Annotated in this window: 25 protein-coding genes; 10 read left to right on the plus strand and 15 right to left on the minus strand. The window is 71.2% G+C overall.

The features are described from left to right. Positions 1 to 3: 3 nt before the first annotated feature. The 3 genes from M1203_RS17885 to M1203_RS17895 form a co-directional block, all read right to left on the minus strand. Positions 4 to 198 (minus strand): hypothetical protein, encoded by a 195-nt coding sequence (locus M1203_RS17885; protein ID WP_374403266.1) that lies wholly within the window; start codon positions 196 to 198, stop codon positions 4 to 6. Continuing rightward, complete coding sequence (locus M1203_RS17890; protein ID WP_374403268.1) at positions 156 to 674, minus strand: DUF6879 family protein; 519 nt, start codon at positions 672 to 674, stop codon at positions 156 to 158. The genes M1203_RS17885 and M1203_RS17890 overlap by 43 nt, the downstream gene beginning before the upstream one ends. Positions 675 to 816: 142 nt before the next feature. Beyond that, positions 817 to 1,098 (minus strand): hypothetical protein, encoded by a 282-nt coding sequence (locus M1203_RS17895; protein WP_249950729.1) that lies wholly within the window; start codon positions 1,096 to 1,098, stop codon positions 817 to 819. Between the two features lie 168 nt (positions 1,099 to 1,266). Between M1203_RS17895 and M1203_RS17900 the strand changes: the two genes are divergently transcribed. After that, the gene (locus M1203_RS17900) at positions 1,267 to 2,631 is read left to right on the plus strand and encodes a diacylglycerol kinase family protein (RefSeq protein WP_249950730.1); all 1,365 of its coding nucleotides are present in this window, start codon (positions 1,267 to 1,269) and stop codon (positions 2,629 to 2,631) included. Between the two features lie 103 nt (positions 2,632 to 2,734). Beyond that, the gene (locus tag M1203_RS17905; RefSeq protein WP_249950731.1) at positions 2,735 to 3,157 is read left to right on the plus strand and encodes an SHOCT domain-containing protein; all 423 of its coding nucleotides are present in this window, start codon (positions 2,735 to 2,737) and stop codon (positions 3,155 to 3,157) included. A 79-nt stretch (positions 3,158 to 3,236) separates the two neighbouring features. On the opposite strand, the gene M1203_RS17910 is transcribed toward M1203_RS17905, so the two are convergent. Continuing rightward, the gene (locus tag M1203_RS17910) at positions 3,237 to 4,166 is read right to left on the minus strand and encodes an SDR family NAD(P)-dependent oxidoreductase (protein ID WP_249950732.1); all 930 of its coding nucleotides are present in this window, start codon (positions 4,164 to 4,166) and stop codon (positions 3,237 to 3,239) included. Between the two features lie 99 nt (positions 4,167 to 4,265). On the opposite strand from M1203_RS17910, the gene M1203_RS17915 reads away from it, so the two are divergent. Then, positions 4,266 to 4,913 (plus strand): TetR/AcrR family transcriptional regulator, encoded by a 648-nt coding sequence (locus tag M1203_RS17915; RefSeq protein ID WP_249950733.1) that lies wholly within the window; start codon positions 4,266 to 4,268, stop codon positions 4,911 to 4,913. Positions 4,914 to 4,948: 35 nt separating this feature from the next. Here M1203_RS17915 and M1203_RS17920 read toward each other — a convergent pair whose 3' ends face one another. The 4 genes from M1203_RS17920 to M1203_RS17935 form a co-directional block, all read right to left on the minus strand. After that, positions 4,949 to 5,704, minus strand: coding sequence for a VWA domain-containing protein (locus M1203_RS17920; RefSeq protein ID WP_249950734.1), 756 nt, complete (start codon positions 5,702 to 5,704; stop codon positions 4,949 to 4,951). Positions 5,705 to 5,919: 215 nt separating this feature from the next. Then, positions 5,920 to 7,380: a glutamate synthase subunit beta gene (locus tag M1203_RS17925; protein WP_249950735.1), complete on the minus strand. Its 1,461-nt coding sequence runs from the start codon at positions 7,378 to 7,380 to the stop codon at positions 5,920 to 5,922. Continuing rightward, positions 7,373 to 11,932, minus strand: a complete 4,560-nt coding sequence (gltB, locus tag M1203_RS17930) for a glutamate synthase large subunit (RefSeq protein WP_249950736.1) — start codon at positions 11,930 to 11,932, stop codon at positions 7,373 to 7,375. The genes M1203_RS17925 and gltB overlap by 8 nt, the downstream gene beginning before the upstream one ends. Positions 11,933 to 12,580: 648 nt before the next feature. Next, entirely contained in the window at positions 12,581 to 13,309 is a 729-nt protein-coding gene (locus M1203_RS17935; RefSeq protein ID WP_249950737.1) for a VIT1/CCC1 transporter family protein, read from the minus strand. Positions 13,310 to 13,561: 252 nt separating this feature from the next. On the opposite strand from M1203_RS17935, the gene M1203_RS17940 reads away from it, so the two are divergent. Genes M1203_RS17940 through M1203_RS17970 form a run of 7 tightly spaced genes read left to right on the plus strand, consistent with a single transcriptional unit; the run spans position 13,562 to position 21,451 of the window. Further along, positions 13,562 to 14,590 carry an ADP-ribosylglycohydrolase family protein gene (locus tag M1203_RS17940; protein WP_249950738.1) on the plus strand — a complete coding sequence of 343 codons (1,029 nt, stop codon included), beginning with the start codon at positions 13,562 to 13,564 and terminating at the stop codon, positions 14,588 to 14,590. Continuing rightward, positions 14,587 to 15,861 (plus strand): ADP-ribosylglycohydrolase family protein, encoded by a 1,275-nt coding sequence (locus tag M1203_RS17945; protein WP_249950739.1) that lies wholly within the window; start codon positions 14,587 to 14,589, stop codon positions 15,859 to 15,861. Before M1203_RS17940 ends, M1203_RS17945 begins: the two co-directional genes overlap by 4 nt. Next, a complete protein-coding gene (locus tag M1203_RS17950; protein WP_249950740.1) occupies positions 15,858 to 17,084 on the plus strand; it encodes an ADP-ribosylglycohydrolase family protein in 1,227 nt (408 codons plus the stop codon). Before M1203_RS17945 ends, M1203_RS17950 begins: the two co-directional genes overlap by 4 nt. Further along, positions 17,081 to 18,520, plus strand: coding sequence for an ADP-ribosylglycohydrolase family protein (locus M1203_RS17955; RefSeq protein ID WP_249950741.1), 1,440 nt, complete (start codon positions 17,081 to 17,083; stop codon positions 18,518 to 18,520). The genes M1203_RS17950 and M1203_RS17955 overlap by 4 nt, the downstream gene beginning before the upstream one ends. Further along, positions 18,517 to 19,401: a ribokinase gene (gene rbsK / locus M1203_RS17960; RefSeq protein WP_249950742.1), complete on the plus strand. Its 885-nt coding sequence runs from the start codon at positions 18,517 to 18,519 to the stop codon at positions 19,399 to 19,401. Before M1203_RS17955 ends, rbsK begins: the two co-directional genes overlap by 4 nt. Next, complete coding sequence (locus M1203_RS17965; protein ID WP_249950743.1) at positions 19,398 to 20,642, plus strand: CaiB/BaiF CoA-transferase family protein; 1,245 nt, start codon at positions 19,398 to 19,400, stop codon at positions 20,640 to 20,642. Before rbsK ends, M1203_RS17965 begins: the two co-directional genes overlap by 4 nt. Positions 20,643 to 20,653: 11 nt before the next feature. Then, entirely contained in the window at positions 20,654 to 21,451 is a 798-nt protein-coding gene (locus tag M1203_RS17970) for an aldolase/citrate lyase family protein (protein ID WP_308404881.1), read from the plus strand. Positions 21,452 to 21,482: 31 nt separating this feature from the next. Here M1203_RS17970 and M1203_RS17975 read toward each other — a convergent pair whose 3' ends face one another. The 7 genes from M1203_RS17975 to lgt all read right to left on the minus strand — a co-directional run bounded on the left by M1203_RS17975 (position 21,483) and on the right by lgt (position 26,737). Next, positions 21,483 to 22,250: a hypothetical protein gene (locus tag M1203_RS17975; RefSeq protein ID WP_249950745.1), complete on the minus strand. Its 768-nt coding sequence runs from the start codon at positions 22,248 to 22,250 to the stop codon at positions 21,483 to 21,485. A 6-nt stretch (positions 22,251 to 22,256) separates the two neighbouring features. Continuing rightward, complete coding sequence (locus M1203_RS17980; protein ID WP_249950746.1) at positions 22,257 to 22,757, minus strand: PH domain-containing protein; 501 nt, start codon at positions 22,755 to 22,757, stop codon at positions 22,257 to 22,259. 18 nt (positions 22,758 to 22,775) lie between these two features. Next, positions 22,776 to 23,798: a sporulation-delaying protein SdpB family protein gene (locus M1203_RS17985; protein WP_249950747.1), complete on the minus strand. Its 1,023-nt coding sequence runs from the start codon at positions 23,796 to 23,798 to the stop codon at positions 22,776 to 22,778. After that, positions 23,792 to 24,412, minus strand: coding sequence for an SdpA family antimicrobial peptide system protein (locus tag M1203_RS17990; RefSeq protein ID WP_249950748.1), 621 nt, complete (start codon positions 24,410 to 24,412; stop codon positions 23,792 to 23,794). Before M1203_RS17990 ends, M1203_RS17985 begins: the two co-directional genes overlap by 7 nt. Positions 24,413 to 24,528: 116 nt before the next feature. Beyond that, on the minus strand, positions 24,529 to 25,140 hold the full coding sequence (locus M1203_RS17995) for a hypothetical protein (RefSeq protein ID WP_249950749.1): 612 nt from the start codon (positions 25,138 to 25,140) through the stop codon (positions 24,529 to 24,531). Positions 25,141 to 25,237: 97 nt separating this feature from the next. Next, a complete protein-coding gene (locus M1203_RS18000) occupies positions 25,238 to 25,555 on the minus strand; it encodes a LuxR C-terminal-related transcriptional regulator (protein WP_249950750.1) in 318 nt (105 codons plus the stop codon). 213 nt (positions 25,556 to 25,768) lie between these two features. Beyond that, a complete protein-coding gene (gene lgt / locus M1203_RS18005) occupies positions 25,769 to 26,737 on the minus strand; it encodes a prolipoprotein diacylglyceryl transferase (protein ID WP_249950751.1) in 969 nt (322 codons plus the stop codon). Between the last annotated feature and the right edge of the window lie 15 nt (positions 26,738 to 26,752).

Below are 26,752 nucleotides of genomic sequence, written 5' to 3' on the forward strand. Positions count from 1 at the left end.
GGCTCACGGAACGACGAGCGCGTCCGGGGTGTCCAGCCACACCCGCTCCTCATCGGCGTCCACGGTCAGCCCGAAGCGGTCGAACCCGGGGCGGCCCTGCCCCTCCCACCACCGGAACGCGGTCTCGACCTCGTCCCGGCCATAGCGCCGGCCCGTCAGACGGGCCGGTACTGCGTGTGAGGGATCGCCCGCTCCCACGCTGCCTCGTACGCCGTCACATACTGCTTGGCCAACGCGGGGTCCGGGCAGACCTCCATCCCCGGGCCGGTCCACTGCCCCTCACCGCTGAAGTGGTGCAGGATCAAACGACGTTCGTCCATGACCCAGCCGTCCAAGGCGGGAAGCAGCAGGTCACGAGTTCGTGAGCGCGGGAGCCAGCGCACGATCTCACCCGCCGCGACGTTGGTGAACGTTCCGTCGTACTCGTACCGCAGATAGTCACTCAGCGGCTCGGAGACGACCCGCAGGCGACGCATGACAACGCCTCGGCCGGTCGCCTCCGTCACCACGTCCAACCACGGTCTCCACCAGGACGCTCTGTCGTCCGGATTCTCCCGGTGGCCTTCCTGCCAGCGGATGAACGCGGGGTCGTCGAGCATGTAGCTGTCCCGCATCTCAAGATGCAGCGCTGAGTGCTGAGCTTGTGCCAACGCCTCACGTACCGCTGTTGCCACTGGTGACCTCACTGTCCGGTCGCGGGATGAACTGACACAAGTCGGCCGGGCAGCCGGATCATTCGTCTCCCCTGCCGAGCGCACTGCACCGCTGTGCACGACTGTCGGCCCCAGGGCACAAACCGTCAAGAATGCCGCCGGACTACTTCCCGCCGAGCCTGACGGCAGCGCGTCGGCCGACGTCGGCCCGTACTTCCGTCACCGACACCACGATCGCGGCCAGGATCAGGGGGAACGCGACAGCGTTCGCGACCTGGGGGATGTCGACGGCGCGCAGCAGGCTGGCCGCGGTGGACAGCAGTATGAGGACCAGGGGGAGGAATCTGCGCCACGTGGGCAGGTCGCGCAGTCTGGTCACGCGCCACGAGGACCACAGGGCGAATCCCAGGATGGAGATTCCGACGAGGGCGACGACGAACAGCATGTGGTGTCTCCGGTGCGAGGCTGCGGGGCGGCGGGGCGTGAGGGGACTCGCGCCACCCTACTCAGGGTCGGTCGACCATCCCCCGGTCCGCGCAGGGTAATGCGCGTACCGCGCCACGCATGTCCAATGGAAAGGGGGGCGACGGCGTCGGACGGGAGGTTCGATCGCATGAACAGGCGCTGGGCCGCACGCCTGGCTCTGGTCGCGGGCGCCGGCGCGCTGCTGGTGCCGCTCGTGTTCGCCGGGCTTCGGAGCGTCGTGCTGGTGGGTGTGGGGCTGGCCGGGGTGGTCGTCGCGGTGGCCGGGGTGTGGTGGGTTCTCGCGCACAAGGGCGTGATCCGGGTGCTCGCTCTGCTGCTCGCGATCCTCGCGCCGGTCACCGTCCTCGTGCTCTACGCGTTCGCCGGACTGCTGTGGGTGGTCCTCGTCTCGTTCGCCCTGTGGGCGCTCGCGGTCTCCGTCGGCAGATCGGCCCTCGCGGAGGACACCGGACGGCTGCCAGAACGCCCGGCCGCTCCTCCGGAACACCCTTTCCTGATCATGAATCCGCGCTCCGGTGGGGGAAAGGTGGCACGCTTCCGCCTGGTGGAACGGGCCAGGGCCCTCGGCGCGGAGGTCGTCGTACTGGATCCCGGGCATCCGGCGGACGTGGCCGAGCTGGCGGGGCGGGCCGTCGACGCCGGAGCCGATCTGCTGGGGGTGGCGGGAGGGGACGGTACGCAGGCACTGGTCGCGGCGGTGGCGGCGGAGCGCGACGTTCCGTTCGTCGTGGTCTCCGCCGGGACCCGCAACCATTTCGCCATGGACCTGGGCCTTGACCGGGAGGACCCGTCGAAGTGCCTGGAAGCGCTCACCGACGGCGTCGAACTCCGCGTCGATCTGGGGTACCTCGGGGCGGCGGCGCCCCAAGCTGTGGCGGCGCCCCAAGAGGAGGGCGCGGAACGCGTCTTCGTCAACAACGTCTCCTTCGGCGCCTACGCGGCCGTCGTACAGAGCCCGGCCTATCGCGGGGACAAGGCCCGGACGACGCTTCAGATGCTCCCCGACCTGCTGACGCGCCACAGCGGCCCCCGGCTGACGGTGCGCGCCGGTGCCACGACCATCGACATGCCCCAGGCCGTTCTCGTGAGCAACAACGCGTACCTGATGGGAGACCCCGCGGGCCTGGGGCGCCGGGAAGCGCTGGATGCCGGGGTACTCGGCGTGCTCGGTGTCACGGTCGACAACGCGGTGCAGGCGGCCCTGCTGCTGCGCGGCAAGCACGGCCCCGGGCTCACCTCGCTCACCGCCCGGGAGGTCGTCATCGACGCCGACGCGCCCGACATCCAGGCCGGTGTCGACGGCGAGGCCCTTACCGTGCCCACTCCGGTGCGCTGCCGTATCGAGCCGGGAGCCCTGCGGGTACGGCTGCCGCGCGACCGTCCCGGCGTACCCGGCGCGGGTCCGCCGACGGACTGGCGCAGGGTGCGCAGGCTGGCCCTCAGCCTGGGGCGGACCGCGGGGAGACGGGAAGGCAGCCCGCGTGGGCCCTGACGGGCACTGACAGGCGCTGACGCCCCACAGCATTCCCGTGTGGCGTCCGAGTGCGGACGGTGCGACGATCGATGCGAAGATCCCCCACCGTCAGGAGAGGGTCATGGCAGGAAACGTGAACCTCGCGTACGACTACCCGATCCTCGGCGCGTTCTGGACGGTTTTCCTCGTCGGCCTGACCGTGCTCTGGTTCTTCCTGCTCTTCCGGGTCATCTCCGACATCTTCCGGGACAGCGCAATGAACGGCTGGGTCAAGACCGGCTGGCTGCTGTTCGTGATCCTCCTGCCGTTCCTCGGCGTCTTCGTCTACGTCGTTGTCCGCGGCCGCAGCATGGGAGAACGCGAGCTGCACGAGGCGCAGAAGCGGCGAGAGGCGTTCGATTCCTACGTCCGTGAGACAGCCCACGGGGACGATCGGCCGGCGCGGTCCCACGCGGCGGAACTCGCCGAACTCACCGCGATGCACGACAAGGGCGCTCTCTCCGACGAGGAGTTCCAGCGGGCGAAGGCGAAGGTCCTGCACTGACACCGCCTTCGGGCGCGACTGACACCCGCCTTCGGGCGCGCGCCTCGGCCCTCGGCCCTCGGCCCTCGGCCCTCGGCCCTCAGCCGGCACCGGGGGCCGGGTCCGTGCCGGTCAGGGTGGTACTGGCCGTCCATAGGCGCCGTGCCGTGTCGCGGTCCGCAAAGTGCTCGCGTACCGGCTCGAACCGCGGCCTGCCGCGCAGACCGAACACGCGGGGGCCGATCAACTGGCCCCCGCGTACGGCCGGGTCGAGGACGGCCCGGACCGTCGGCCACGCGCCCGCTTCCTTGCCCTGGAGCAGGAGTCCCAGCGGCAGACCGCGCAGCCGCTGGGCCGTGGTGCGCGGGTGCAGTGGGGCGCGTGACGGTGTCAGAGAGTCCAGGGCGCCGCCGGGGTGGGACACCACGCTGATGGTCGTGCTGTGCGCCGCGCGCAGCCGGCGGTCGAGTTCGAGACCGAACAGCGTCTGCGCCAGCTTCGAGCGTCCGTACGTGCGCTTGGGCCGGTAGTCGCGCGTGCTCTGGAGGTCGTCGAGGTCCAGCCGTTCGCCTCTGGCGGCGAAGCTGCCCGTGGTGACGACCCGCGCGGCGGGCGCGGCGTGGAGCAGGGGGGCGAGACGCGCCGTCAGGGCGAAGTGCCCCAGGTGGTTGGTGGCGAACATCAGCTCGTGCCCGGCGGCCGTCTCGCGGCGCGGGGGATCGTCCAGCAGGACACCGGCGTTGAGGACCACCGCGTCGAGGGTTTCGGTGTCGAGCGCGCACACGCTCCGCTCGATCGAGGCGGGATCGGCGAGATCCAGCGGTACGTGGCGCACGCGCGCGCCCGGCACGCGCGAGCGGATCGAGGCCACCGCCGCTTCCCCTTTCGGCGCGCTGCGGCCGGCGATGACGACCGTGGCCCCGGTCGTGGCGAGCTGCTCGGCGACGAAGTAGCCGATCCCCGCGTTCCCGCCGGTGATCAGGAAGGTCCTGCCCTCGGCGCGCGGCAGACGGTGTACGTCCCAGGTCATGACAGGTCCCCTTCGGACGGAAGAAGTAACGAACGGCGTTCGTCAACGAGGGACAGACTGCTCTTAACGAACGGCGTTCGTCAAGCTAGGATGTGGGGCATGCCCGCCCGCCCCCGGACCCGGTCCGAGAAGACGACACTGAGCCTCGACGCGATCGTGGCCGCCACCCTGGCCCTGGTGGACGAGCTGGGGTGCGAGGCGGTGAGCATGCGGCGGGTCTCCCAGGCCGTGCAGACGGGACCCGCCTCGCTGTACGTGTACGTGCCCGACCGGGGCGCGCTGATGGCCCTCGCCCTCGACCTGGCAGTGGCGGGCGTCCGCCTGCCCACCGACTCGGACGGGGACTGGCGCGCCAGGCTCGAACTGCTCGTGGACCGCTCGGTGACCGCGCTGGCCGCCCACAACGACATCGCGACCGTCGGTATGGCGGGCGCCCTGCCCGGCCCGCACAGCCTGCGTATCACCGAGGAGGTGTTGCGGCTGCTGCGCACCGGCGGGATCGGCGACGCCGCCTGCGCCTGGGCCGCGGACCTGATCGGCCAGTACATCGCCTCGTCCGCGCTGGAGGAGAGGGAGAAGGCGGAGGAGGCGTTCGCCGCCCGGCTCGACACCCTTTACCGGTCACTGCCCACCGGGCGCTACCCCACGATCCACGCGCTGGCCCCGCTGCTCACCAGCGGCGACGGGGCGACGCGCGGCGCGTGGAAGCTGCGCGTGCTCATCGACGGGCTGCTCGCCGGAGCGTGATCCGGCCCAATCCGCGAAGACCGGCCGGACAGGACCTAGGCGACGATGCCCAACTCCCGTGCCCGGCCCAGCCATTGGGGGAACTCCTCGATCAGCCGGTCGTACAGTACGGCGTCCTCGACCCGGCGCGGGTCCTTGCCCGCGTGGAAGAACCCGGCGTTGTCGACGCGCCGTTTCGCCGGGACGGCGAGATCGTCGAGCTTGCGGAGGAAGTCGAACTGTCTGCTGTCCGGGTCGCCGAAGCCGATGAACTGCCAGAACAGCGGCAGTTCGGCCGCCTTGCAGAGATACCGCTCGGCGGCCGGTTTGCTGATCGGGCCGCCGTCCGTCTGGAAGACCACCAGCGCCGGAGCGGTGGACCCGCTGTCCAGATAGTGGTCGATGACGGCGTCCATCGCCAGGTGGTAGCTGGTCTTGCCCATATGGCCGAGCCCGGCGACGATCGCGTCGATCCGGCCGTGGTGGTTGGCCAGGGAGATGTCCGACTCCGCGTCGATGTCCGTGGAGAAGAGGACGACGGGCACGATCCCGTCGTCGTCCAGATGCGCGGAGAGCCCCAACACCCGCTCGGCCAGGGCCTGGACGCTGCCGTCCTTGTAGTACTCCCGCATCGAGCCCGAGTAGTCCAGCACCAGATAGACGGCCGCGCGCTGGCCGCTCAGACCGTTCTTCGTCAGCGAGACCGCCGCGCTCTTGTAGAGGCTGACGAGCGCCGGGGCCGTCTCCTCCACCTTCCGGAGGCTGATGGCCGGTCCGGAGGGCGCCGTTTCCGGGGCGGATGCGGTGACCATGCGGGGTCCTCTTCGGTCGACGACTGAGCAGGTGGACGGTGACAAGTCCCGTGATTATGCCAGCCGTTACGCACGCCACGGCGCCTGCCATCGTCCGGTCGGGGACTGGGGCAGGCGCCGCGTCCTGCGGGAAGGCCCGGGAGACGCTCCCCGAGCCGACACCGCCCGTACGCCGTTGTACGGGAGTCTTTGAAACCGATGAAACCGATGACGTATCAGACCGTCAGCGCACGGTCCGTCGGACGGATCGGGGCCGGCAGATCGCTCGCACCGGTCAGCATCCGGTCCACACCGCGCGCCGCCGAGCGGCCCTCGGCGATCGCCCACACGATCAGGGACTGGCCACGGCCCGCGTCCCCGGCGACATAGACGCCGGGCACATTGGTCGCGAAGTCCGCGTCACGCGCGATGTTGCCGCGCTCGTCGAGCTCCAGACCGAACTGCTCGACCAGACCGTTCTCCTGGTCGGTGCCGGTGAATCCCATGGCGAGCGTGACCAGCTGGGCCGGGATCTTCCGCTCCGTACCCGGCTTCTGCTCCAGCTTGCCGCCCTTGAACTCCACCTCGACCAGGTTCAGGCTCTGGACATTGCCGTCCTCGTCGCCCTCGAAGTGGGTGGTGGAGACGGAGTAGACCCGCTCGCCGCCCTCCTCGTGCGCGGAGGTGACCTTGTAGAGCATCGGGAAGGTCGGCCACGGCTGGTGCGCGGGGCGCTCCTCGCCCGGCCTCGGCATGATCTCCAGCTGGGTGACGGAGAGCGCGCCCTGGCGGTGCGCCGTACCGACGCAGTCCGCACCGGTGTCACCGCCGCCGATGACCACGACATGCTTGCCCTCGGCGGAGATCGGGGAGACCGTCAGGTCGCCCTCCCGCACCTTGTTGGCGAGGGGCAGGTACTCCATCGCGAAGTGGATGCCGTTCAGCTCACGGCCCGGGACGGGCAGATCGCGCGAGACGGTGGCGCCCGCGGCGATGACGACGGCGTCGTACCGCTTGCGCAGCTTCGCCGCGTCGATGTCCCGGCCGATCTCGATCTCGGTGCGGAACTTGGTGCCCTCCGCGCGCATCTGCTCGATACGGCGGTTGATGTGCGACTTCTCCATCTTGAACTCGGGGATGCCGTACCGCAGCAGTCCGCCGATCCGGTCGGCGCGCTCGTACACCGCGACGGTGTGACCGGCCCGGGTCAGCTGCTGGGCGGCGGCCAGTCCGGCCGGTCCCGAGCCGATGACGGCGACGGTCTTGCCGGAGAGCCGCTCCGGCGGCTGCGGGGTGACATCGCCGCTGTCCCACGCCTTGTCGATGATCGAGACCTCGACGTTCTTGATGGTGACGGCGGGCTGGTTGATCGCGAGGACACACGCCGACTCACAGGGGGCCGGGCAGAGCCGCCCGGTGAACTCCGGGAAGTTGTTGGTGGCGTGCAGCCGCTCGCTCGCGGCCGTCCAGTCCTCGCGGTAGGCGTAGTCGTTCCACTCGGGGATCAGATTCCCCAGCGGACAGCCGTTGTGGCAGAACGGGATGCCGCAGTCCATGCAGCGTCCGGCCTGCTTGCTGATGATCGGGAGCAGCGAGCCCGGAACGTAGACCTCGTTCCAGTCCTTGACGCGCTCCTCGGCGGGGCGGGTCCTGGCGACCTCGCGGCCGGTGGTGAGAAAGCCCTTCGGGTCAGCCATTGGTCGCCGCCTCCATCATCTTCTCGGTGGTCTCGGTCTCCGAGAGACCGGCCAGCTCGGCGGCGTCCTTGGCGGCGAGCACTGCCTTGTACGTGGTCGGAATGATCTTGCTGAAGCGGTCGACGGCGGTGTCCCACTCGGCGAGCAGCTTCTCCGCGACGGTGGAGCCCGTCTCCTCCTGGTGGCGGCGCACCACATCGTGCAGCCATCGCTTGTCGGTGTCGTCGAGCTGTTCGACGGCGCCCAGGTTTCCCGCGTTGACGTTGTCGGCGTCGAGGTCGACGACGTACGCGACGCCGCCCGACATACCGGCCGCGAAGTTGCGGCCCGTCTCGCCGAGGACGACGGCGTGGCCGCCGGTCATGTACTCGCAGCCGTGGTCGCCCACGCCCTCGGAGACGACGGTGGCGCCGGAGTTGCGGACGCAGAAGCGCTCGCCGGTACGGCCGCGCAGGAACAGTTCGCCGCCGGTGGCGCCGTAGGCGATGGTGTTGCCCGCGATGGTGGAGTACTCCGCGAGGTGGTCGGCGCCGCGGTCGGGCCGTACGACGACCCGACCGCCGGAGAGGCCCTTGCCGACGTAGTCGTTGGCGTCGCCCTCCAGGCGCAGCGTGACACCGCTCGGCAGGAACGCGCCGAAGGACTGGCCGGCGGAGCCGGTGAAGGTGATGTCGATGGTGTCGTCGGGCAGGCCCGCGCCACCGAACTTCTTGGTCACCTGGTTGCCGAGCATGGTGCCCACGGTCCGGTTGATGTTCCGGATGCCGATCTGGGCGCGTACGGGCTGGGCGGCCTCGGCGCTCTCGGCGCCCAGAGCGTCGGCGGCGAGCTTGATCAGCTCGTTGTCGAGCGCCTTCTCCAGGCCGTGGTCCTGGCCGATGACCTGGTGGCGTACGGCGTTCTCGGGCAGCGCGGGCACATGGAAGAGCGGCTTCAGGTCGAGGCCCTGCGCCTTCCAGTGGTTCACGGCCCGCTCGGTGTCGAGCAGTTCGGCGTGGCCCACGGCCTCTTCGAGGGTGCGGAAGCCCAGCTCGGCGAGGAGTTCGCGGACCTCTTCGGCGATGAACCGGAAGAAGTTGACGATGTACTCGGCCTTGCCGGAGAACCGCTCGCGCAGCACCGGGTTCTGGGTGGCGATGCCCACCGGACAGGTGTCCAGATGGCAGACGCGCATCATGACGCAGCCGGAGACGACGAGCGGCGCGGTCGCGAAACCGAACTCCTCGGCGCCCAGCAGCGCGGCGATGACGACATCGCGGCCGGTCTTCAGCTGGCCATCGGTCTGGACGACGATACGGTCGCGCAGGCCGTTGAGCAGCAGGGTCTGCTGGGTCTCGGCGAGACCCAGCTCCCAGGGGCCGCCCGCGTGCTTGAGCGAGGTGAGCGGCGAGGCGCCCGTACCGCCGTCGTGTCCTGAGATCAGGACGACATCGGCGTGTGCCTTGGAGACACCCGCGGCGACGGTGCCGACGCCGACCTCGGAGACCAGCTTCACATGGATGCGGGCCTGCGGGTTGGCGTTCTTGAGGTCGTGGATCAGCTGGGCGAGATCCTCGATGGAGTAGATGTCGTGGTGCGGCGGCGGGGAGATCAGCCCGACGCCCGGGGTGGAGTGCCGGGTCTTGGCGACCCACGGGTAGACCTTGTGGCCGGGCAGCTGGCCGCCCTCGCCGGGCTTGGCGCCCTGCGCCATCTTGATCTGGATGTCATCGGCGTTGACCAGGTATTCGCTGGTGACACCGAAGCGGCCGGAGGCGACCTGCTTGATGGAGGAGCGGCGGGCCGGGTCGTAGAGCCGGTCCGCGTCCTCGCCGCCCTCACCGGTGTTGGACTTGCCGCCCAGCTGGTTCATGGCGATGGCGAGGGTTTCGTGCGCCTCGCGGGAGATCGAGCCGTACGACATGGCGCCGGTGGAGAAGCGCTTGACGATCTCGGAGGCGGGCTCGACCTCGTCCAGCGGGACCGGCGCCCGGCCGGAGGCGAAGTTGAACAGGCCGCGCAGCGTCATCAGCCGCTCGGACTGCTCGTTCACCCGCCTCGTGTACTGCTTGAAGATGTCGTAGCTGCGCGAGCGCGTGGCGTGCTGGAGCCGGAAGACGGTCTCCGGGTCGAAGAGGTGCGGCTCGCCCTCGCGGCGCCACTGGTACTCGCCGCCGATCTCCAGCTTGCGGTGGCTCGCGGAGATCCCGGAGGCCGGGTAGCCCCTGGCGTGCCGGGCGGCGACCTCCTCGGCGACGACATCGAGACCCGCGCCGCCGATCTTGGTGGCGGTGCCGTTGAAGTACTTGTCGACGAAGGACTGGTCCAGGCCGACGGCCTCGAAGACCTGCGCGCCCCGGTAGGAGGCGACGGTGGAGATGCCCATCTTGGACATCACCTTCAGGACGCCCTTGCCGAGCGCGTGGATCAGATTCCTGATCGCCTGCTCGGGCGCCAGGCCCTCGATGAACGTACCGGCGCGGACCAGGTCCTCGACGGACTCCATGGCGAGATACGGGTTGACGGCGGCGGCGCCGTAGCCGATGAGCAGCGCGACATGGTGCACCTCGCGGACATCGCCGGCCTCGACCAGCAGCCCGACCTGGGTGCGCTGCTTGGTGCGGATGAGGTGGTGGTGCACGGCGGCGGTCAGCAGCAGCGAGGGGATCGGGGCGTGCTCGGCGTCGGAGTGCCGGTCGGAGAGCACGATGATCCGGGCGCCGCTCTCGATCGCGGCGTCCGTCTCGGCGCAGATCTCGTCGATGCGGGTCGCGAGGGCGTCACCGCCGCCACCGACCCGGTAGAGACCGGAGAGCGTGGCGGCCTTCATGCCGGGCATGTCGCCGTCTGCGTTTATGTGGACGAGCTTGGCCAGCTCGTCGTTGTCGATCACCGGGAAGGGGAGGGTGACGCCCCGGCAGGACGCGGCGGCCGGCTCCAGCAGATTGCCCTGGGGGCCGAGCGAGGAGCGCAGCGAGGTGACCAGCTCCTCGCGGATGGCGTCCAGCGGCGGGTTGGTGACCTGCGCGAAAAGCTGGGTGAAGTAGTCGAAGAGGAGTCGCGGCCGGGCGGAGAGCGCGGCGATCGGCGAGTCCGTGCCCATGGAGCCGATCGGCTCGGCGCCGGCCCGTGCCATGGGTGCGAGCAGGACGCGCAGCTCCTCCTCGGTGTAGCCGAAGGTCTGCTGGCGGCGGGTGACGGAGGCGTGCGTGTGCACGATGTGCTCGCGCTCGGGCAGGTCGGAGAGCTCGATCTCGCCGCTCTCCAGCCACTCCTGGTAGGGCTGCTCGGCGGCGAGGGACGCCTTGATCTCGTCGTCCTCGATGATGCGGTGCTCGGCGGTGTCGACGAGGAACATCCGGCCGGGCTGGAGGCGGCCCTTGCGGACGACCTTGGCCGGGTCGATGTCCAGGACGCCGACCTCGGAGGAGAGCACGACCAGCCCCTCGTCGGTCACCCAGTAACGGCCCGGACGCAGTCCGTTGCGGTCGAGGACGGCGCCGACCTGCGTGCCGTCGGTGAAGGTGACACAGGCCGGACCGTCCCAGGGCTCCATCATCGTGGCGTGGAACTGGTAGAAGGCCCGCCGGGCCGGGTCCATGGAGTCGTGGTTCTCCCACGCCTCGGGGACCATCATCAGCACGGAGTGCGGTAGCGACCGGCCGCCGAGGTGGATCAGCTCAAGGACCTCGTCGAAGGACGCGGAGTCGGAGGCGTCGGGCGTGCAGACGGGGAAGATCCGCTCCAGCGCCTCGCCGCCGAAGAGGCCGGACGCGAGCTGGGACTCACGGGCACGCATCCAGTTGCGGTTGCCCTTGACCGTGTTGATCTCGCCGTTGTGCGCGACGAAGCGGTACGGGTGGGCGAGCGGCCAGCTCGGGAAGGTGTTGGTGGAGAACCGCGAGTGGACCAGCGAGATCGCGGTCGCGAAACGGCGGTCGGAGAGGTCCGGGAAGAACGGTTCGAGCTGCCCGGTGGTGAGCATGCCCTTGTAGACGATGGTCCGGGCGGAGAGGGACGGGAAGTAGACCCCGGCCTCGCGCTCGGCGCGCTTGCGCAGCAGGAACGCCTTGCGGTCCAGGGCGATGCCCGCGCTCGTTCCGTCCGCGACGAACAGCTGGCGGAAGGCCGGCATCGTCGAGCGGGCGGCGGCGCCGAGCAGCTCGGGGGCCACGGGGACCTCGCGCCAGCCGAGGACGTTCAGGCCCTCCTCGGCGGCGATCGTCTCGATGCGTGAGACGGCGTCCGTGGCGTCGTCGGCGGGCAGGAAGCCGATGCCGACGGCGTACGAGCCGGCCTCGGGCAGCTCGAAACCGGCGACCTCGCGGAGGAAGGCGTCCGGGACCTGGAGGAGGATTCCCGCGCCGTCGCCGGAGTCGGGCTCCGAGCCGGTGGCGCCGCGATGTTCGAGATTGCGCAGTACGGTCAGCGCCTGCTCCACCAGCGCGTGGCTGGCTACACCAGTGAGGGTGGCCACGAACCCGACGCCACAGGCGTCGTGCTCGTTACGGGGGTCGTACATCCCCTGGGGGGCGGGGCGACCGTCCATGGGCGACCAGGCGTCGAAACGCATCGGCTCTCCCGTCGTCGTCGTGGCATATGCGAGTACCGAGGGACGACGTTGGCCCTCCAAGAAATTTCGTGCAGGTTACATGATGGGCAGCTTCTCGGGTAGCGGATAGCTTGTTCCAGCATGTGGACACCGCTCATAGCGGTGAAGGGGGGCGCAGACGGACAGATCGTCGTCCGGTCGGCTGAGACGGAGCAGGCTTCATTGCCCGCGGCGCCTACGGCTCATGCCCGGTGATTACCGACTCGAAACCGCTGGGTAACGGCTGCTGGTATGGCGCTGGCAAAGTGTCGCATCCCGGGGGCCGGAACGCGCGGGGACGGACATGACAGGGCGGGCGTTTCCGCCCGCCCGCCCTCGGGGGCCCTCCCCAGGTTAGAGCCTCGCACCCGAATTCGGGATATCCCGGACCAGGGGAAAAATCACCCGAAAGTACACCCGGAAGTACACCCGCTAGGGCGTGTCTTCAAAGTAGCGCCGTCCGCCCGCAGGGCGGGCCCGGCGCCCGCCGCGGAGCGGCTGATGTCACCGCGGTGCGTGCGATCGCAAGGCGGAGGGTCTCCCCAGTACTGGACGTACTGGGGTGACCCGACAACGCGGCGAGCGTGCGTGCCGGGCGTCGCCGGGCAGGCGGGACTTCGAAGACACGACCTAGAGTGCCGCGCCGAACAGCGCCCCGAGCCCGTAGGTGAGCGCCGCCGCCGCTCCGCCGAGGAGCAGCTGGCGCAGTCCGCTGTACCACCAGTTGCGCGCCGTCACCCGTGCCACCAGCGCGCCGCAGGCGAAGAGCCCGGTCAGCGCGAGCAGCACGGCGGGCCACAGCGCGGCGGCGCCGAGCAGATACGGCAGTACGGGCAGCAGCGCGCCCAGGGCGAACGAGCCGAACGACGACACGGCGGCGACCAGCGGCGACGGCAGATCGTCCGGGTCGATCCCCAGCTCCTCGCGCGCGTGGATCTCCAGCGCCAGCTCGGGGTCCTTCGAGAGCTGCCTGGCCACCTCGCGGGCGAGCTCCGGCTCCACGCCGCGTGACACATAGAGCGCGGCCAGCTCCTCCATCTCGTCGGCGGGGTGCTTCCTCAGCTCCCCGCGCTCCACCTCCAGTTCGGCCTGGACCAGCTCGCGCTGGGAGGCGACCGAGGTGTACTCGCCCGCGGCCATCGAGAAGGCACCGGCCGCCAGGCCCGCGAGCCCGGTGATCACTATCGTCTGCTGGGAGACCGCGCCGCCCGCCACACCGGTCATCAGCGCCAGGTTGGAGACCAGTCCGTCCATCGCGCCGAACACCGCGGGACGCAGCCAGCCGCCATTGACATCGCGATGCGTGTGATTGTCGCGGTGGGCCTCGTGGAGCGTCGCCTCGGTCTCGATGATGGACATGTCTCTCCCCTTCTCACGGGGGCGGAACCCGGTCCGCCGGAGACCGGCGCCACCCCTCTCAATGCTTCGAAAATACGCACGAAAAATGGCTCCCGCCAGCAAGGAAGGCCGTACTTACCGGCCTTGGGCCGGGCCGCGCCGGAGATGTCACCCGGGTGACAGCGGGGTTTCTCGGACTCCCCCGGCGCTCCGTGTGGCACAGATGCGGAGACACCGACGCGGTGACACGGGCTCGCGCGAAAGGGCCACACCATGGAGTCAGTCCGTCGCGATCCCGAGGTTGACGCGATCGCCGTGCTACGGGACCGGGCGCGCGGTGCCCTGCTCGGGCTCGCCGTGGGCGACGCGATCGGCGCCCCGGCGGAGAACATGCGGCCCTCCGAGATCCGCCGCCGATGGGGCCGTATCGAAGGGTTCGTGGCCGACAGCCCGGCGGGCACCGACGACACCGAGTACACGATCTTCTCCGGGCTGCTGCTCGCCCGGCACGGCTCGGCCCTGACCGTCGCCCATGTCGAGAACGCCTGGCACCACTGGCTCGCCGACCATGACGAGGGCCCCTTCCGCGGGGCCGGTTTCAGCGAGCGCGGCACGCTGGAGAATCTGCGGCGCGGGCTCGCCGCGCCCATCACCGCCCAGCACCGGCACGCCTGGAGCGACGGGCTCGCCATGCGCGCGGCGCCCTTCGGTGTCTTCGCCGCGGGCCGGCCCGAGGAGGCCGCCCGGCTGGTCGCCGTCGACGGCCGGGTCAGCCATGACGGCGAGGGCATCTACGGCGGCCGGGCGGTGGCGGCCGGGGTCGCCGCCGCGATGGGCGGCGCCGGGGTCATGTCGGTGATCGCCGCCGCTCTCTCCGTGGTCCCCATGGACTCCTGGACGGCCCGCACCCTGCGGCGCGGAGTCGTCGCCGCGCGGCGGGCGTACCCCGACGCGCTCACGCTGGAGCGGGCCGTCCGCTCCTCGGTGGTCATCGGCGGCTACCCGTGGACCGATCTGGCCCCCGAGGCGGTGGGCCTGGCCTTCGGCGCCTTCGCGGCGGCGCGCGGTGACTTCCGTACGTCGGTGCTGACGGCGGTCAACATGGGCCGGGACGCCGATACCACCGGGGCGGTCGCGGGCGCCCTGGCGGGGGCGATGTCGGGGGCGGCGGCGATCCCCGAGGAATGGTCCTCGGTCATCGGCCCGGTCCGGGGCAGCTGTCTGCCCTCGATGCGCGGCTACCACGTACTGGACATCGCGGACCTGCTCATGCCGGACTACGACGAAAGGGTGGCGTCATGACAGCGACCGAGCGGGACCGGGCGCGCGGCGGGGGTGCGTGGGCCGACGCACCGCACGCGGACGCACCGCACGCGACGGAGGTCCCCGCCGCCCCGGACACCCCCGGCTCCCCCGCCCCCGGCTCCCCCGCCGCTCCCCTCCGCCGGATCGAGGGGCTGCTCCTCGGGCTCGCCGCCGGGGACGCCGCCGGGTGGCCCGCCGCCCGGCACCGGGCCGCGCGGATGCCCGAGTGGACGCGCCGGCTCACCCGGGAACTGGACACCTTCGCCGAGCAGAACGCGACCACCACCCTCCCCGTGCCCATCGCGCTCAACCAACCCCCGGAACCGCTCAAGCTCGGCCCCTCCGACGACGCCGAGTGGGCCGCCTTCGCCGCCGAGTCGGTGCTCACCGCCGCCGGCGATCACTTCCACTCCCTCGGCGCCGACCGCCGGATGCGGGGCGCCGTCGATCTCGCCTGGAACGCCCTCGCCGCCGAGATCGCCGCCGCGGCGGCCCGCGCGCCCGAGGTGGAGTCGGCCGTACCGCCCCTGCGGGCGCGGATCTCCGTACGCGCGGGGCTCGGGAATCTCGCCACCGGGCTGCGCCCGCCCGCCACCGGTCATGACAACCCGCACTACTTCGACGACGCCGCGTGCGTACGGGCATCCGTTCTCGCCGTCGTCCACCCCGGTGATCCGTCCGCCGCCGCCGAACTCGCCGAGTTCGACGCCCGGTACACCCAGGACGGCGACGGGGTGCACGGCGCCCGCGCCATGGCGGCGGCCGTCGCGACCGCGCTCGGCGGCGGGGACCCCGAGACCGCCGTCGAGGCCGCTCTCGACCAGCTGCCCGAGTGCACCGAGATCGGCCGCAACGCCCGCCACGCCGTCAAGCTGGCCCGCGACTTCGCCGGGGAACCGGCCGGCGCCTTCGCGCTCGTACCGCTGCTCGAGCATCAGATCGTCGACCATGTCTACAGCTACGGCATCGCCGCGGCCGAGACCGTCCCGGTCGCCCTCGCCCTGACCCTCGCCGCCGGTGGCGCTGTCGCCGGAGCGGTGCCCGCCGCCGCCTGTCTCTCCCGGGTCGCCGACTCCGCGCCCGCCTTGGCCGGCGCGCTGACCGGCGCGCTCGGCGGGGGCGACGCCGTGCCGGCCGCCTGGCGGGACGCCTGCCGGACCCTGGCGGGATGCGCGCTCCCCCGGCTCGCGGGGACCGATCTCGTCGAACTCGCCGGACTGCTCGCAGCCACGGAACTGACCACTCCGGGTGGACAATTCAGGACATGACACCACAGAGCGCAACTCCGACGACCCTCCCCCTCACGGACCGGATCACTGGCTGTCTGATCGGCGCGGCCGTCGGTGACGCGCTCGGAGGTCCGGTCGAGGGGTACTCCCCCGAGCAGATCGTGGAGCGGCACGGCGGCCGGGTGTCCGGCATCGTCGGACCGTGGAACGAGGACTGGCGCACCGCCCGCCCGCTCGCGCCGTACCACAAGGGCGACGGGCACATCACCGACGACACCCTGATGACACACGCGCTGATCCGGGTGTACGAGAAGGTCCGCGACCATCTCGACGCGTACGCCGTCGCCGACCATCTCGTCCCCGACCTGATCTCCACCCCGCGCTGGATCCCCGAGCTGGAGACCGAGGCACTGCCGCTCCAGCGGATCTTCCTCGCCGAGAAGTGGCTGGTCACCCGGTTGCACTACGGGCATGTCGATCCGCGCGAGGCGGGCACCGGAAATATCGTCAACTGCGGTGCGGCGATGTACATGGCGCCCATCGGCCTGGTCAACGCCGCGCATCCGGCCGCCGCCTACGCCGAGGCGATCGAGGTGGCGGGCGCGCACCAGTCCTCGTACGGGCGGGAGGCCGCCGGGGTGTTCGCCGCCGCCGTGGCCGCCGCGTGTCTGCCGGACGCCACGCCCGCGTCGGTCGTGGCGACCTGTCTGGGCCTGGCGAAGGACGGCACGCGCGCGGCGATCGAGGCGGTGTGCGCGGTGGCCGCCCGGCACCGCGACACGGAGTCCTCGCTGCGCGGGCTGCGCGAGGCGGTCGCGCCGTTCGACACGGTCGGCCCGCACTACCGCGCCCCGTCGCTCGGCGCCCGCCGCCCCTCCCGGCTGCACTCCATCGAGGAACTGCCCATCGCGCTCGGCATGCTGCTGATCGGCGCGGGCGACTACCGCCGTACGGTCCTCGGCTCGGTCAACTACGGCCGGGACTGCGACTCGATCGCCACCATGAGCGGCGCGCTCGCCGGGGCGCTGGGCGGCGAGGCGGCCGTTCCCGCCGAGTGGGCGCGCGACGTGGCAGCGGCGAGCCGCCTCGATCTGCACACGCCCGCGCGGGCGCTGACGAAGGTGGCGTACGAGGTGTTCGCCCGTGACACGGAGCGCCGCCGCGCGCACGAGGCGGCCTTCATCCAGCTGACTCCCTCCCGGGTGACCGGTCCTGGCGCCCCTCACCCAGCCCCGGCCCAGCAGTCGGCGGGCGCCCGATGACGGATCTGCGTCTCACCTGGGTGCAGCCCGAGGATCTGATCGGCCATGAACTGCGCGAGGCCGCGCGGGACGGCCGCGACGCGACCCGGATCGCCGACCGCTGGCGCGCGGCGGGCGGCCGTCCCGCCCCGGACCGCGCGGGCGCCTCATCCGCACCGGCCGGCCCGCGGCTCCGGGCACTCGCGGGTGAGCTGCTGGACGAACTGGCCCTGCTGCCCTCACCGCTCGCGGAGCGGGAACCGACGGATCTGCCCGCGATCAGGGCCGCGTGCCCCTCCTGGCCCGACTCCCCGTCCGAGCCCTCGCCCGCGCTCTCCGTCCCCCGGCTGCACGCCGCCTGGCTCGGCCGGGCCGTGGGCTGTCTGCTGGGCAAACCCGTCGAGAAGCTGCCGCTCTCCGGCATCCGCGCCCTCGCCCGCGCCACCGGCAACTGGCCGCTGCGCACCTGGTTCACGGCCGAGGGGGTGCCGGCCGAGCTCGCCGCCGCGTACCCGTGGAACCGCCGCTCCGCGCCGACCTCGCTCGCCGAGAACATCGACGGGATGCCCGAGGACGACGACCTCAACTACGCCTTGCTCTCGGTGCTTCTGCTCCGGCGCCACGGCCGCGGCTTCACCACCGCCGACGTCGCGCGGCTCTGGCTGGAGGAGCTGCCGGCCGGGCGTACGTTCACCGCCGAGCGCGTCGCGTACCGCAATCTGCTCGCCGGGATCGAGCCGCCGGAGACCGCTCGGTACCGCAATCCGTTCCGGGAGTGGATCGGGGCGGCCATCCGCGCCGACGCGCACGGCTGGACGAACCCCGGCGATCCGGCCGCGGCCGCCGCGCAGGCACATCGCGAGGCGACCCTCACCCACACCGCGAACGGGGTGTACGGGGCGATGTTCGTCGCCGCCGTCATCGCCGCCGCGGCCGGGACCGACGACGTGCACAGCTGTCTGCGGGCCGGGCTGTCCGTCGTACCACCGCGCTCCCGGCTGGCCGGTGCGATCACCTCCGGGATCGAATCCGCCCGCGCCCACCGGGACTTCGAGACCGTGGCCGACGCGCTGCACGCCGCGTACGGCCACTACCACTGGGTCCATGTCCTGCCCAACGCCGCGCTGCTCGCCGCCGCGCTGACCCATGCGGACGGCGACTTCGGCGGCTCCATCTGCCGTGCGGTGTCGGGGGGCTGGGACACCGACTCGAACGGCGCGACGGCCGGTTCCGTCGCCGGACTGCTGGCCGGCACTCCGGCCAGGCTGCCCGAGCGCTGGACCGCCCCGCTCAAGAACCGGCTCGCCACCTCGGTCGCCGGGTTCGACGGCACCGGCTTCGACGCGCTCGCGGAGCTGACCCGCGCGGTGACCCACGGCCCGGCCGAGCAGAAGCCGCCGAGGGAGCCGCGGGAGGACCCGTACAGAGAGCCGCGGGGGGAGGCACGTCGCACATGAGCGGCATCGTGGTGCTCGGCAGCAGCAACATGGATCTCGTCGTGTATGTCGCGCATGCCCCGAAGCACGGGGAGACCGTGACCGGACGGGATTTCCGTACGATCCCCGGCGGCAAGGGCGCCAACCAGGCCGTCGCCGCCGCCCGCGCGGGCGGCGAGGTCGCGATGATCGGCGCGGTCGGCACGGACGAGTACGGGGAGCTGCTGCGGCACACCCTCGAAGCCTCCGGCATCGACACGGATCTTCTGCGCACCCACGAGGGCGCCTCGGGCACCGCCCATATCGTCGTCGACGACGAGGGCGGCAACGCGATCGTCGTCATCCCGGGGGCGAACGGCACGGTCAGCGGGCTCGGCCCCGGTGACGAGACCGTGATCGCCGCCGCCGACGCCCTCCTCCTCCAGCTCGAACTCCCGCTGAGCGCCGTGCTGGAGGGCGCGGAGGCGGCGCGCCGGCACTCCGTACGCACCATCCTCACCCCGGCGCCCGCCCAGCCCCTGCCGCCGGAACTCCTCGACGCCGTCGATCTGCTGGTCCCCAACGAGCACGAGGCGGCCACCCTCACCGGGATCGCCGCCCCGCACGCGGCGGCCGAGGCCCTGCTCCTGCGGGTCCCCGAGGTCGTGATCACCATGGGAGCGGCGGGGAGTCTGTACGCGGCCAGGGACGCGGCGTCCGTCATGGTGCCCGCGCCCCGGGTGTCCGCCGTGGACACGACCGGCGCCGGTGACACCTACGTGGGCGCTCTCGCCGTCGCGCTGTGCGAGGGCCGCCCCATGCCCGAGGCGATGCACTGGGCGTCGGTCGCCGCCGCGCTCTGTGTGCAGCGCCCCGGGGCGTCCACCTCCATGCCGTACCGCACCGAGATCGAGGCCCGATGACCGCGCCCGCCGCCGACAGCAGCACCGCCCCCCAGCAGCCCGGACCCGACAGACCGGCCCCGCCCCTCGCGGGACTTCGCGTCCTCGACCTCGCGACGCTCTTCGCGGGCCCGCTCGCCGCCACCATGCTCGGTGACTTCGGCGCCGAGGTGATCAAGGTCGAGCACCCGCGCCGCCCCGACCCGTCGCGCGGGCACGGCCCCGCGAAGGACGGCGTGGGTCTGTGGTGGAAGCTCCTCGGCCGCAACAAACGCACCATCACCCTCGATCTCGCCACCCCCGGCGGCCGTGATCTGCTGCTCGGGCTCGCCGCCGGAGCGGATGTGATCATCGAGAACTTCCGGCCCGGCACCCTGGAGAAATGGGGGCTCGGCTGGGACGAGCTGTCCACCGCCAACCCCCGGCTCGTGCTCACGCGTGTGACGGGCTTCGGGCAGTTCGGCCCGTACTCCCACCGCCCGGGGTTCGGCACGCTCGCCGAGGCGATGAGCGGGTTCGCCGCCGTCACGGGCGAACCCGACGGGCCGCCCACACTGCCGCCGTTCGGCCTGGCCGACTCGATCGCCGCGCTGGCCACGGCGTACGCGGTGATGACGGCGCTCAACGGCCGCGCCGTCACGGGCCGGGGTCAGGTGGTGGATCTGGCGATCATCGAGCCGATCCTCACCGTCCTCGGCCCGGGGCCGCTCTGGTACGACCAGCTCGGCTACGTACAGCCGCGCACCGGCAACCGCTCCCGCAACAACGCCCCGCGCAACACCTACCGCACGGCCGACGGCTCCTGGCTGGCGGTCTCCACCTCGGCGCAGTCCATCGCCGAACGGGTGATGTGCCTGGTGGGACGCCCCGAGCTGATCGAGGAGCCGTGGTTCACCACCGGCAGCGGGCGCGCGGATCACGCGGATCTGCTGGACGCCGCCGTCGGCGACTGGATGGCCCGGCACACCCGCGAGGAGGCCATGGCCGCGTTCGAGAAGGCCGAGGCGGCGGTCGCCCCCGTCTACGACATCCGCGAGGTCATGACCGACCCCCAGTACCGGGCGCTGGACACCGTCACCGAGGTCCCGGACCCGGAGCTGGGGCCCCTCAGGATGCAGAACGTTCTCTTCCGGCTCTCCGAGACCCCCGGCTCCATCCGCTGGGCGGGCCGTCCGCACGGCGCGGACACCGACACCGTCCTGGCCGAGCTGGGCCTGTCCCGGGCCGAGATCGCCGCGCTGCGCTCGGCGGGCGCGCTGTGAGCGCGCCGGTCATCCGGCCGGCCCCTCTCACCTGGCTGTATGTGCCCGGGGACCGTCCGGAGATGATGACGAAGGCGCTGTCCTGCGGCGCGGACGTCGTGATCGTCGACCTGGAGGACGCGGTGGCGCCGGAGCGCAAGGAGTACGCGCGCGCCGCCACCACCGAGTTCCTGTCGTCCTCCCACGAGACCCCCGTCCATGTCCGGATCGCCGACGAACGCGACCTGCCGTCGCTGGCCGGTCTGCCGGGGCTCGCCGGATTGCGCGTTCCGAAGGTCGACCATGCCTCGGACATCCACCGCGTCGCGTCCCGCGCGCCCGATGTCGCGCTCTACGCGCTGCTCGAATCGGCCCTGGCCGTGGAACACGCCCACGCCATCGCCACCGCCCACCCGGCGGTCCTGGGCATCGCCCTGGGCGAGGCCGATCTCCGCGCCGATCTGGGGGTACGGGACGACGCGGGCCTCGACTGGTCGCGCAGCCGGGCCGTGGTCGCGGCCCGGGCGGCGGGCCTGCCACCGCCCGCCCAGTCGGTCTACCCCGACGTACAGGATCTGGACGGTCTCGCGTCGTCCTGCCGCCGCGGCCGGGCGCTGGGACTCGTCGGCAGGGCGGCGATCCACCCGCGCCAGCTGCCGGTCATCGAGCGGGCGTATCTGCCGACGGCGCGGGAGATCGTCGAGGCCGAGGAGATCATCGAGGCGGCGGCGGCCGACGCGGGCGCGCACGCGCTGCCGGACGGCCGTTTCGTGGACGCGGCGATCGTGGCGGCGGCCCGCAGAACCCTGTCACTGGCCACGCGTCGATGACGCCCGCCGGGAACGCTCCGCCGGCCCGCGGTCAGGGTTCGTCCGCCCGGTACAGCGGTGTCCAGCCCGGGGCGCCGCCCCGGCTCCCGTCCGCGCCCGGTGTTCTCGTGGCGCGCTGGAGGTGCTCGAAGACCAGCGCGAGCAGCACGAGTCCCGCCGGGAACCAGAGGGGGAGGAGCCAGCCGGGAAGAGCGACGACCTGGTCCAGGAAGGCGCCGAGGTTCAGCAGCGTGTGCAGGGCGACGGCGGCGGCGTATCCGGCGAGACGACCCCGCCTGCCGCCGAAGAAGCCCCGCAGCACCACCGCGGTCATCACCCCGTGCCCGAACGAGGCGAAGACGCGCTCGACGGCGTACCCCGAGAAGTGCCACCACGGTGTGGCCCCGTAGGCGTCCCCGGCGGCGATCACGCCACCGACGAACCCGGCCTCACCGATACCGAAGCCGGTCCCGAGCGCCACCCCGGTGAGCAGCCAGGAGTCCCGCGCCCGCGCACGGACGGGACGCAGCAGCGCGGGGGCGGCCTTGATCGCCTCCTCGGTGAGAGGGGGCAGCAGCAGGGCGAACCCCAGGAACCAGAGCGGTGAGGCGGCGTCCACCTCCGCCCGCGTGGAGCCGAGCGACGCCACCCCGTGCGCCAGCGGCTCCTTCACCGCGATATTGACGAGTGCGCTGGAGCCGAGGCCGCAGCCGAGGAGCCACACATAGCGGCGGTCCCGCCCGGCGAGATACCAGAGCAGCCAGGACGCCGTGGCCGCCGTCAGCAGGACGGCGGCCACGGCCATGGGAACGATGGACACCGCGGATCACCCGCGGGGCCCGCCGGAGGCCGCGGCGACGAACCGCTCCTCCTCCCGCGGGCTCACGCCGTACCGCCGCCCGTCGCCGGTCTCGATCACCAGGACCCCGTGCGCGGCGCGCGTGGAGCACATCCTGATGGCTCCGGTTCCGGCGTACCGCACGGTGTACAGCGCGAGGCCGGGGAGGCGGAGGGCGGCCCAGAGCGTGGGCGTCAGATCGGCCCGGCTGATGGCGACGATCTCGGACCTGCGGATCCGGTAGGTGAGCAGCGGACCGTAGACGAGCCGCACCTCGTCGCCGTCGACCGCGTACCGCATGGCGGGGAAGAACGCGACGACCGCCAGGATCAGCAGGGCCAGTACGGTCCCCGCCACCCGGATCCCGCCGCCTGCGGGCCAGCCCCCGAGGACGACCAGCACGGCGAGGCAGGCCATCCACAGCCAGCCCAGCGATCGGCGTGGCTTGAAGGTCCCCTGTCCGTCACTCTCGCCGTGCCATATCCGCATAGGTCCTTCCACAGCCTTTCATCGCATCGTCGGGCGGTCCTGAGTGGTCAGTTCGCGGCCGGCCGCGACCGGCACGGCCGGTCTCCGTTCCTGGCTCTCGTCGCGCCGTACCACCGCCGGGGACTTCCTGGCCGACCACCACGACGCGATCCTGACGGGGAACTCGAACGGCTGGTCGAACGGGCGCAGATGCAGGACGAGACAGCCGAACATGGCGAGGGCGAAACTGCCCAGGCCCATCAGCAGACCGATGGAGGCATGCAGCGCGACCCCGGCGACCAGCAGATACGGCCGGACCGAACGCTTGGCGATCAGGCCGAGCACGATCGCGAACTCGATGACGAGAGGCATCCAGGTGAAGGCCACCACACCGAGGCTGGTGCGGGTGATCGCGTCCGTCAACGGCGCGATCCAGCCGGGGGCGCCGAAGTAGGGGTCTCTGAGCCAGTAGAAGAGCGAGGTGCCGTCCGCCCACTCCGTATGACTGAGCTTGGCCACCGACGACTGGAAGTAAAGCCCGGCCACCTGCACCCGGATCACCAGCGAGGCCGACCAGGCGAACAGGGCCCACTGGGTGCGCCCTGTCGTGCCACCCGCCTCCTGGGGCGCGCCCCAGTGCCACCTGCGGCCGTCGGTGAGGGCGATGGGCAGGAGCAGCAGCACCATGACGGCGGTGATCTGGTCACCGCCGTCGGGCGCGGTGACATTGGCCTGGAAGCTGAACGCGATCCACCAGTGCGGAATGGCCGTGTAGCGCGGACGCCAGCCGCTCGCCGCGACCAGCAGAATGGCGATGGCCGCCAGACGGGCGGCCCAGAGACCCGATTCCGGTACGACACAGAAGATCCCGACAGTGGCGACGTTGTCGCATTTGGGATAGTCGGGAACTCCCTGCGCGGGCAGGAAAAGGGAGTCGGTGCCGGTCGCGAGAAGCGTCGACAATGTGCCCAGGGCGAGCAGCGTCCTTGCGACGCCGTACACATTGGTCCAGGGGGATACGGATCCGATACGAGCCGCGAATGCGTCGAGTTTCGTCAGCATGTCACCTCCAGAACCGCCACCTTGCCCGGCATTTCCACCGAGTCCCCGGACCCCTCGGAATCGGCCCACGCCCAGGGCAGGACTTCCTGCCGGGTGACACCAATACGGCCGCAGAGCAATGGCTCGGGCACGGGAGTATTCACCTCGACAGGGCTTTTCGCTTCGGCGAGACAGGTGGCCAGCGGACGGTCCTCGCACGGAATCCATGCGTCAGCTTTGACCCGGGCCTGCAATTGCCCCAGCTCAACGCCCTGGGCCCGCGACTTCCGGTTCAGACCGAAGAAGTTGCGCGGTTCCGAATGCGGGGCCAGCATCGCGTCACGCCAGACGCCGCCGGAATCCTCGGACCAGACGGTGATCTTGGCGTCGCGCGGGGACTTCGTGAAGAAGGCCCATCCCTGCGGGGTGACGACCCGGACCGTGCGCTCCAGGCTCTGCTGGCCGGGCAATTGGACGGCATTGCTCGGGAGTTGCGTATGCAGTACATAGCCCGCGACCACCGTCCAGAAGAGGCCGATGGCGATCAGAACACGTCCCGGCCGGGCTCTCTCACCCGACGCGTTGTTTCCCGCGGCACCCGCTCTGCTGCTCTGCCGCGGCACGGTTTCCTTCATTCCTCCCCCTGTTTACGCGGCAGGGCCGGCCCGCCGCCCGGCGGACCGGTCCTGCCTCACCGTGAGGTGTGAAACCGCTCGCCCGTGGGGCGTGCGGCTACCAGATGGCGCCGCTCTCAGGCACGCAGCGCCTGTGCGGCCTGGTGCACCCAGCGCTCGCGGCTGATGGTGTCCCCGGCCTTCGGGCTGGCGCTGTCGACCCAGTTGACCTGGTAGGCGACATTGGCCGACTCGTACACATTGACGAAGTAGACGAAGTTGCCCACACCGAGGACGACCACGAGCACGACGCACTGCGCACCGAGGTTGTCCTCGGCCTTGACCGGGTCACCGAACTCGGACTTCATCGCCGCGACGGTCTTGGTGTTGGTCTCGGCCAGGATGCGGTTGACCCGCACCTCGTTGCCGCTCTGCATGGCCGCGGCGAACCGGTCGAAGAACGTCGCGTCCTTGGCCTTGATGGTCGCCACGACCTTGTCCGCGACCTTGGCGGAGTTGGCCGAGCCCGTCTTGCCCCGGGCGAGCACGAGATCGGGGTGGGCCTTCGCCACCGCGCCCTGGCCGAAGAACAGCCCCTCGTACAGGGCGACGCCGTCGGCCTTCGCCGCCGGAGCCGCGGTGCGCTGCTCCTGCTTGTCGGCCGCCGCCGCGGAGACCGTGACGGCGGGACCTACGCCCGCGATCAGCAGGGACACCGCGACGCTGGCCGCGACTTTCTTGCTGGTCATTCTCATTTGTTTTCCCCTCGTAGTGCGCACGGTTACCGGGATATCGCGCAACCCGGTTCGCTCACCCATGCAGGCTTTCAGCGAAAGCCGCTCGGGGCTACGGCACTTTAGGGAGGGGTGCCGGATCTTCCGTACAGATACGCTGATGGTGGAGAATGGCGACGGCGACCACCTCCACCCGGGACACCAAGCCCAGTTTCGACACCAGGCTCGCCACATGCCCTTTGACGGTACGCTCGGCTATGCCGAGGCGTCGGGCCACCAATCGGTTGGGGCTACCTGTACCGAGCGCCAGCAGCACTTCTCGCTCGCGTTCGGTCAGTTTCGCCAGATCCAGAGTCTCGTCCGCTGTTCTCAGCACACCGCAGCCGCATTGGCAGAGCAGCCGAGTGTGCTCCTTCAGAACTATCCGCACCGCTTCTTCTCCCCCGTAGCAGTAACGCAGAAGGTGAGATCATCACCCGGCGATCACTGTATCGAGGGCGGCCGGAGACGCGATTACATTTGCGACAGCCGAAAGCCCCGGGGGGCGCGGATGTCGATCACGCGCCCCCCGGGGCCGAAAAAAGTGCTTTCATGCAGGCAGATCAAGGATCCGGCAAGATCAGCCGGGCCCGCCCTTGGTCACTCAGGACACCGGCTTCTCGTCCTTCTCAGCAGTTCCGGGCGTTTCCGCGGCCACCCGGATCTGACCGGAATCATTCCCTGCGGATTCCTTTCCTCCGGAATCCGCGTCTCCGGAATCCGCGTCTCCGGAATTTACATTCTTGGAATCCTCGTCGGCATTCTCGGGTTCCACGATCTCCTCACGGCCGGGCCGCAGCTTGCTGGAGACCACGAGGTAGGCAACGGCGAGCAGGAAGATGATCATCGAGGTCCACAGGTTGAGCCGGAGGCCCAGAATGTGGTGCGCCTCGTCAACCCGCATGTACTCGATCCAGCCGCGGCCCGCGCAGTACGCCGCGACATAGAGCGCGAAGACCCGTCCGTGTCCGAGCTTGAAGCGGCGCTCGGCCCAGATGACCAGCGCCGCGACCCCGAGGCACCACAGCGACTCGTACAGGAACGTCGGGTGGTAGAGGCCGGCCTCCCGGTTGGGGCCCTCGCTGATCTTCAGCGCCCACGGCAGATCGGTCGCCTTGCCGTACAGCTCCTGGTTGAACCAGTTCCCCCAGCGTCCGATGGCCTGGGCCACGGCGAGGGCCGGGGCCAGCGCGTCGGCGTACGGCGGAAGCGCGATCCCCCGGCGGCGGCAGCCGATCCACGCGCCCACGGCGCCCAGCATCACCGCGCCCCAGATGCCGAGGCCGCCTTCCCAGATCTTGAAGGCGTCGACCCAGTCGCGCCCCTCACCGAAGTACAGCTGGTAATCGGTGATGACGTGGTACAAGCGACCACCGAGCAGACCGAACGGTACGGCCCAGACGGCGATGTCCGTGGTCGTTCCCGGCTTGCCGCCGCGGGCGACCCAACGCCGGTTGACGATCCAGAGGGCGACGAACAGCCCGACGAGAATGGCGAAGGCATAGCCGCGCAACGGGAGCGGTCCGATGTGGAGCACTCCGGTCGACGGGCTGGGAATGTATGCAAGGTCCATGGCAGAACCGACGCT

Origin of the sequence: Streptomyces sp. 35G-GA-8 (genome assembly GCF_023534745.1) — a bacterium.
GTDB lineage: Bacteria > Actinomycetota > Actinomycetes > Streptomycetales > Streptomycetaceae > Streptomyces.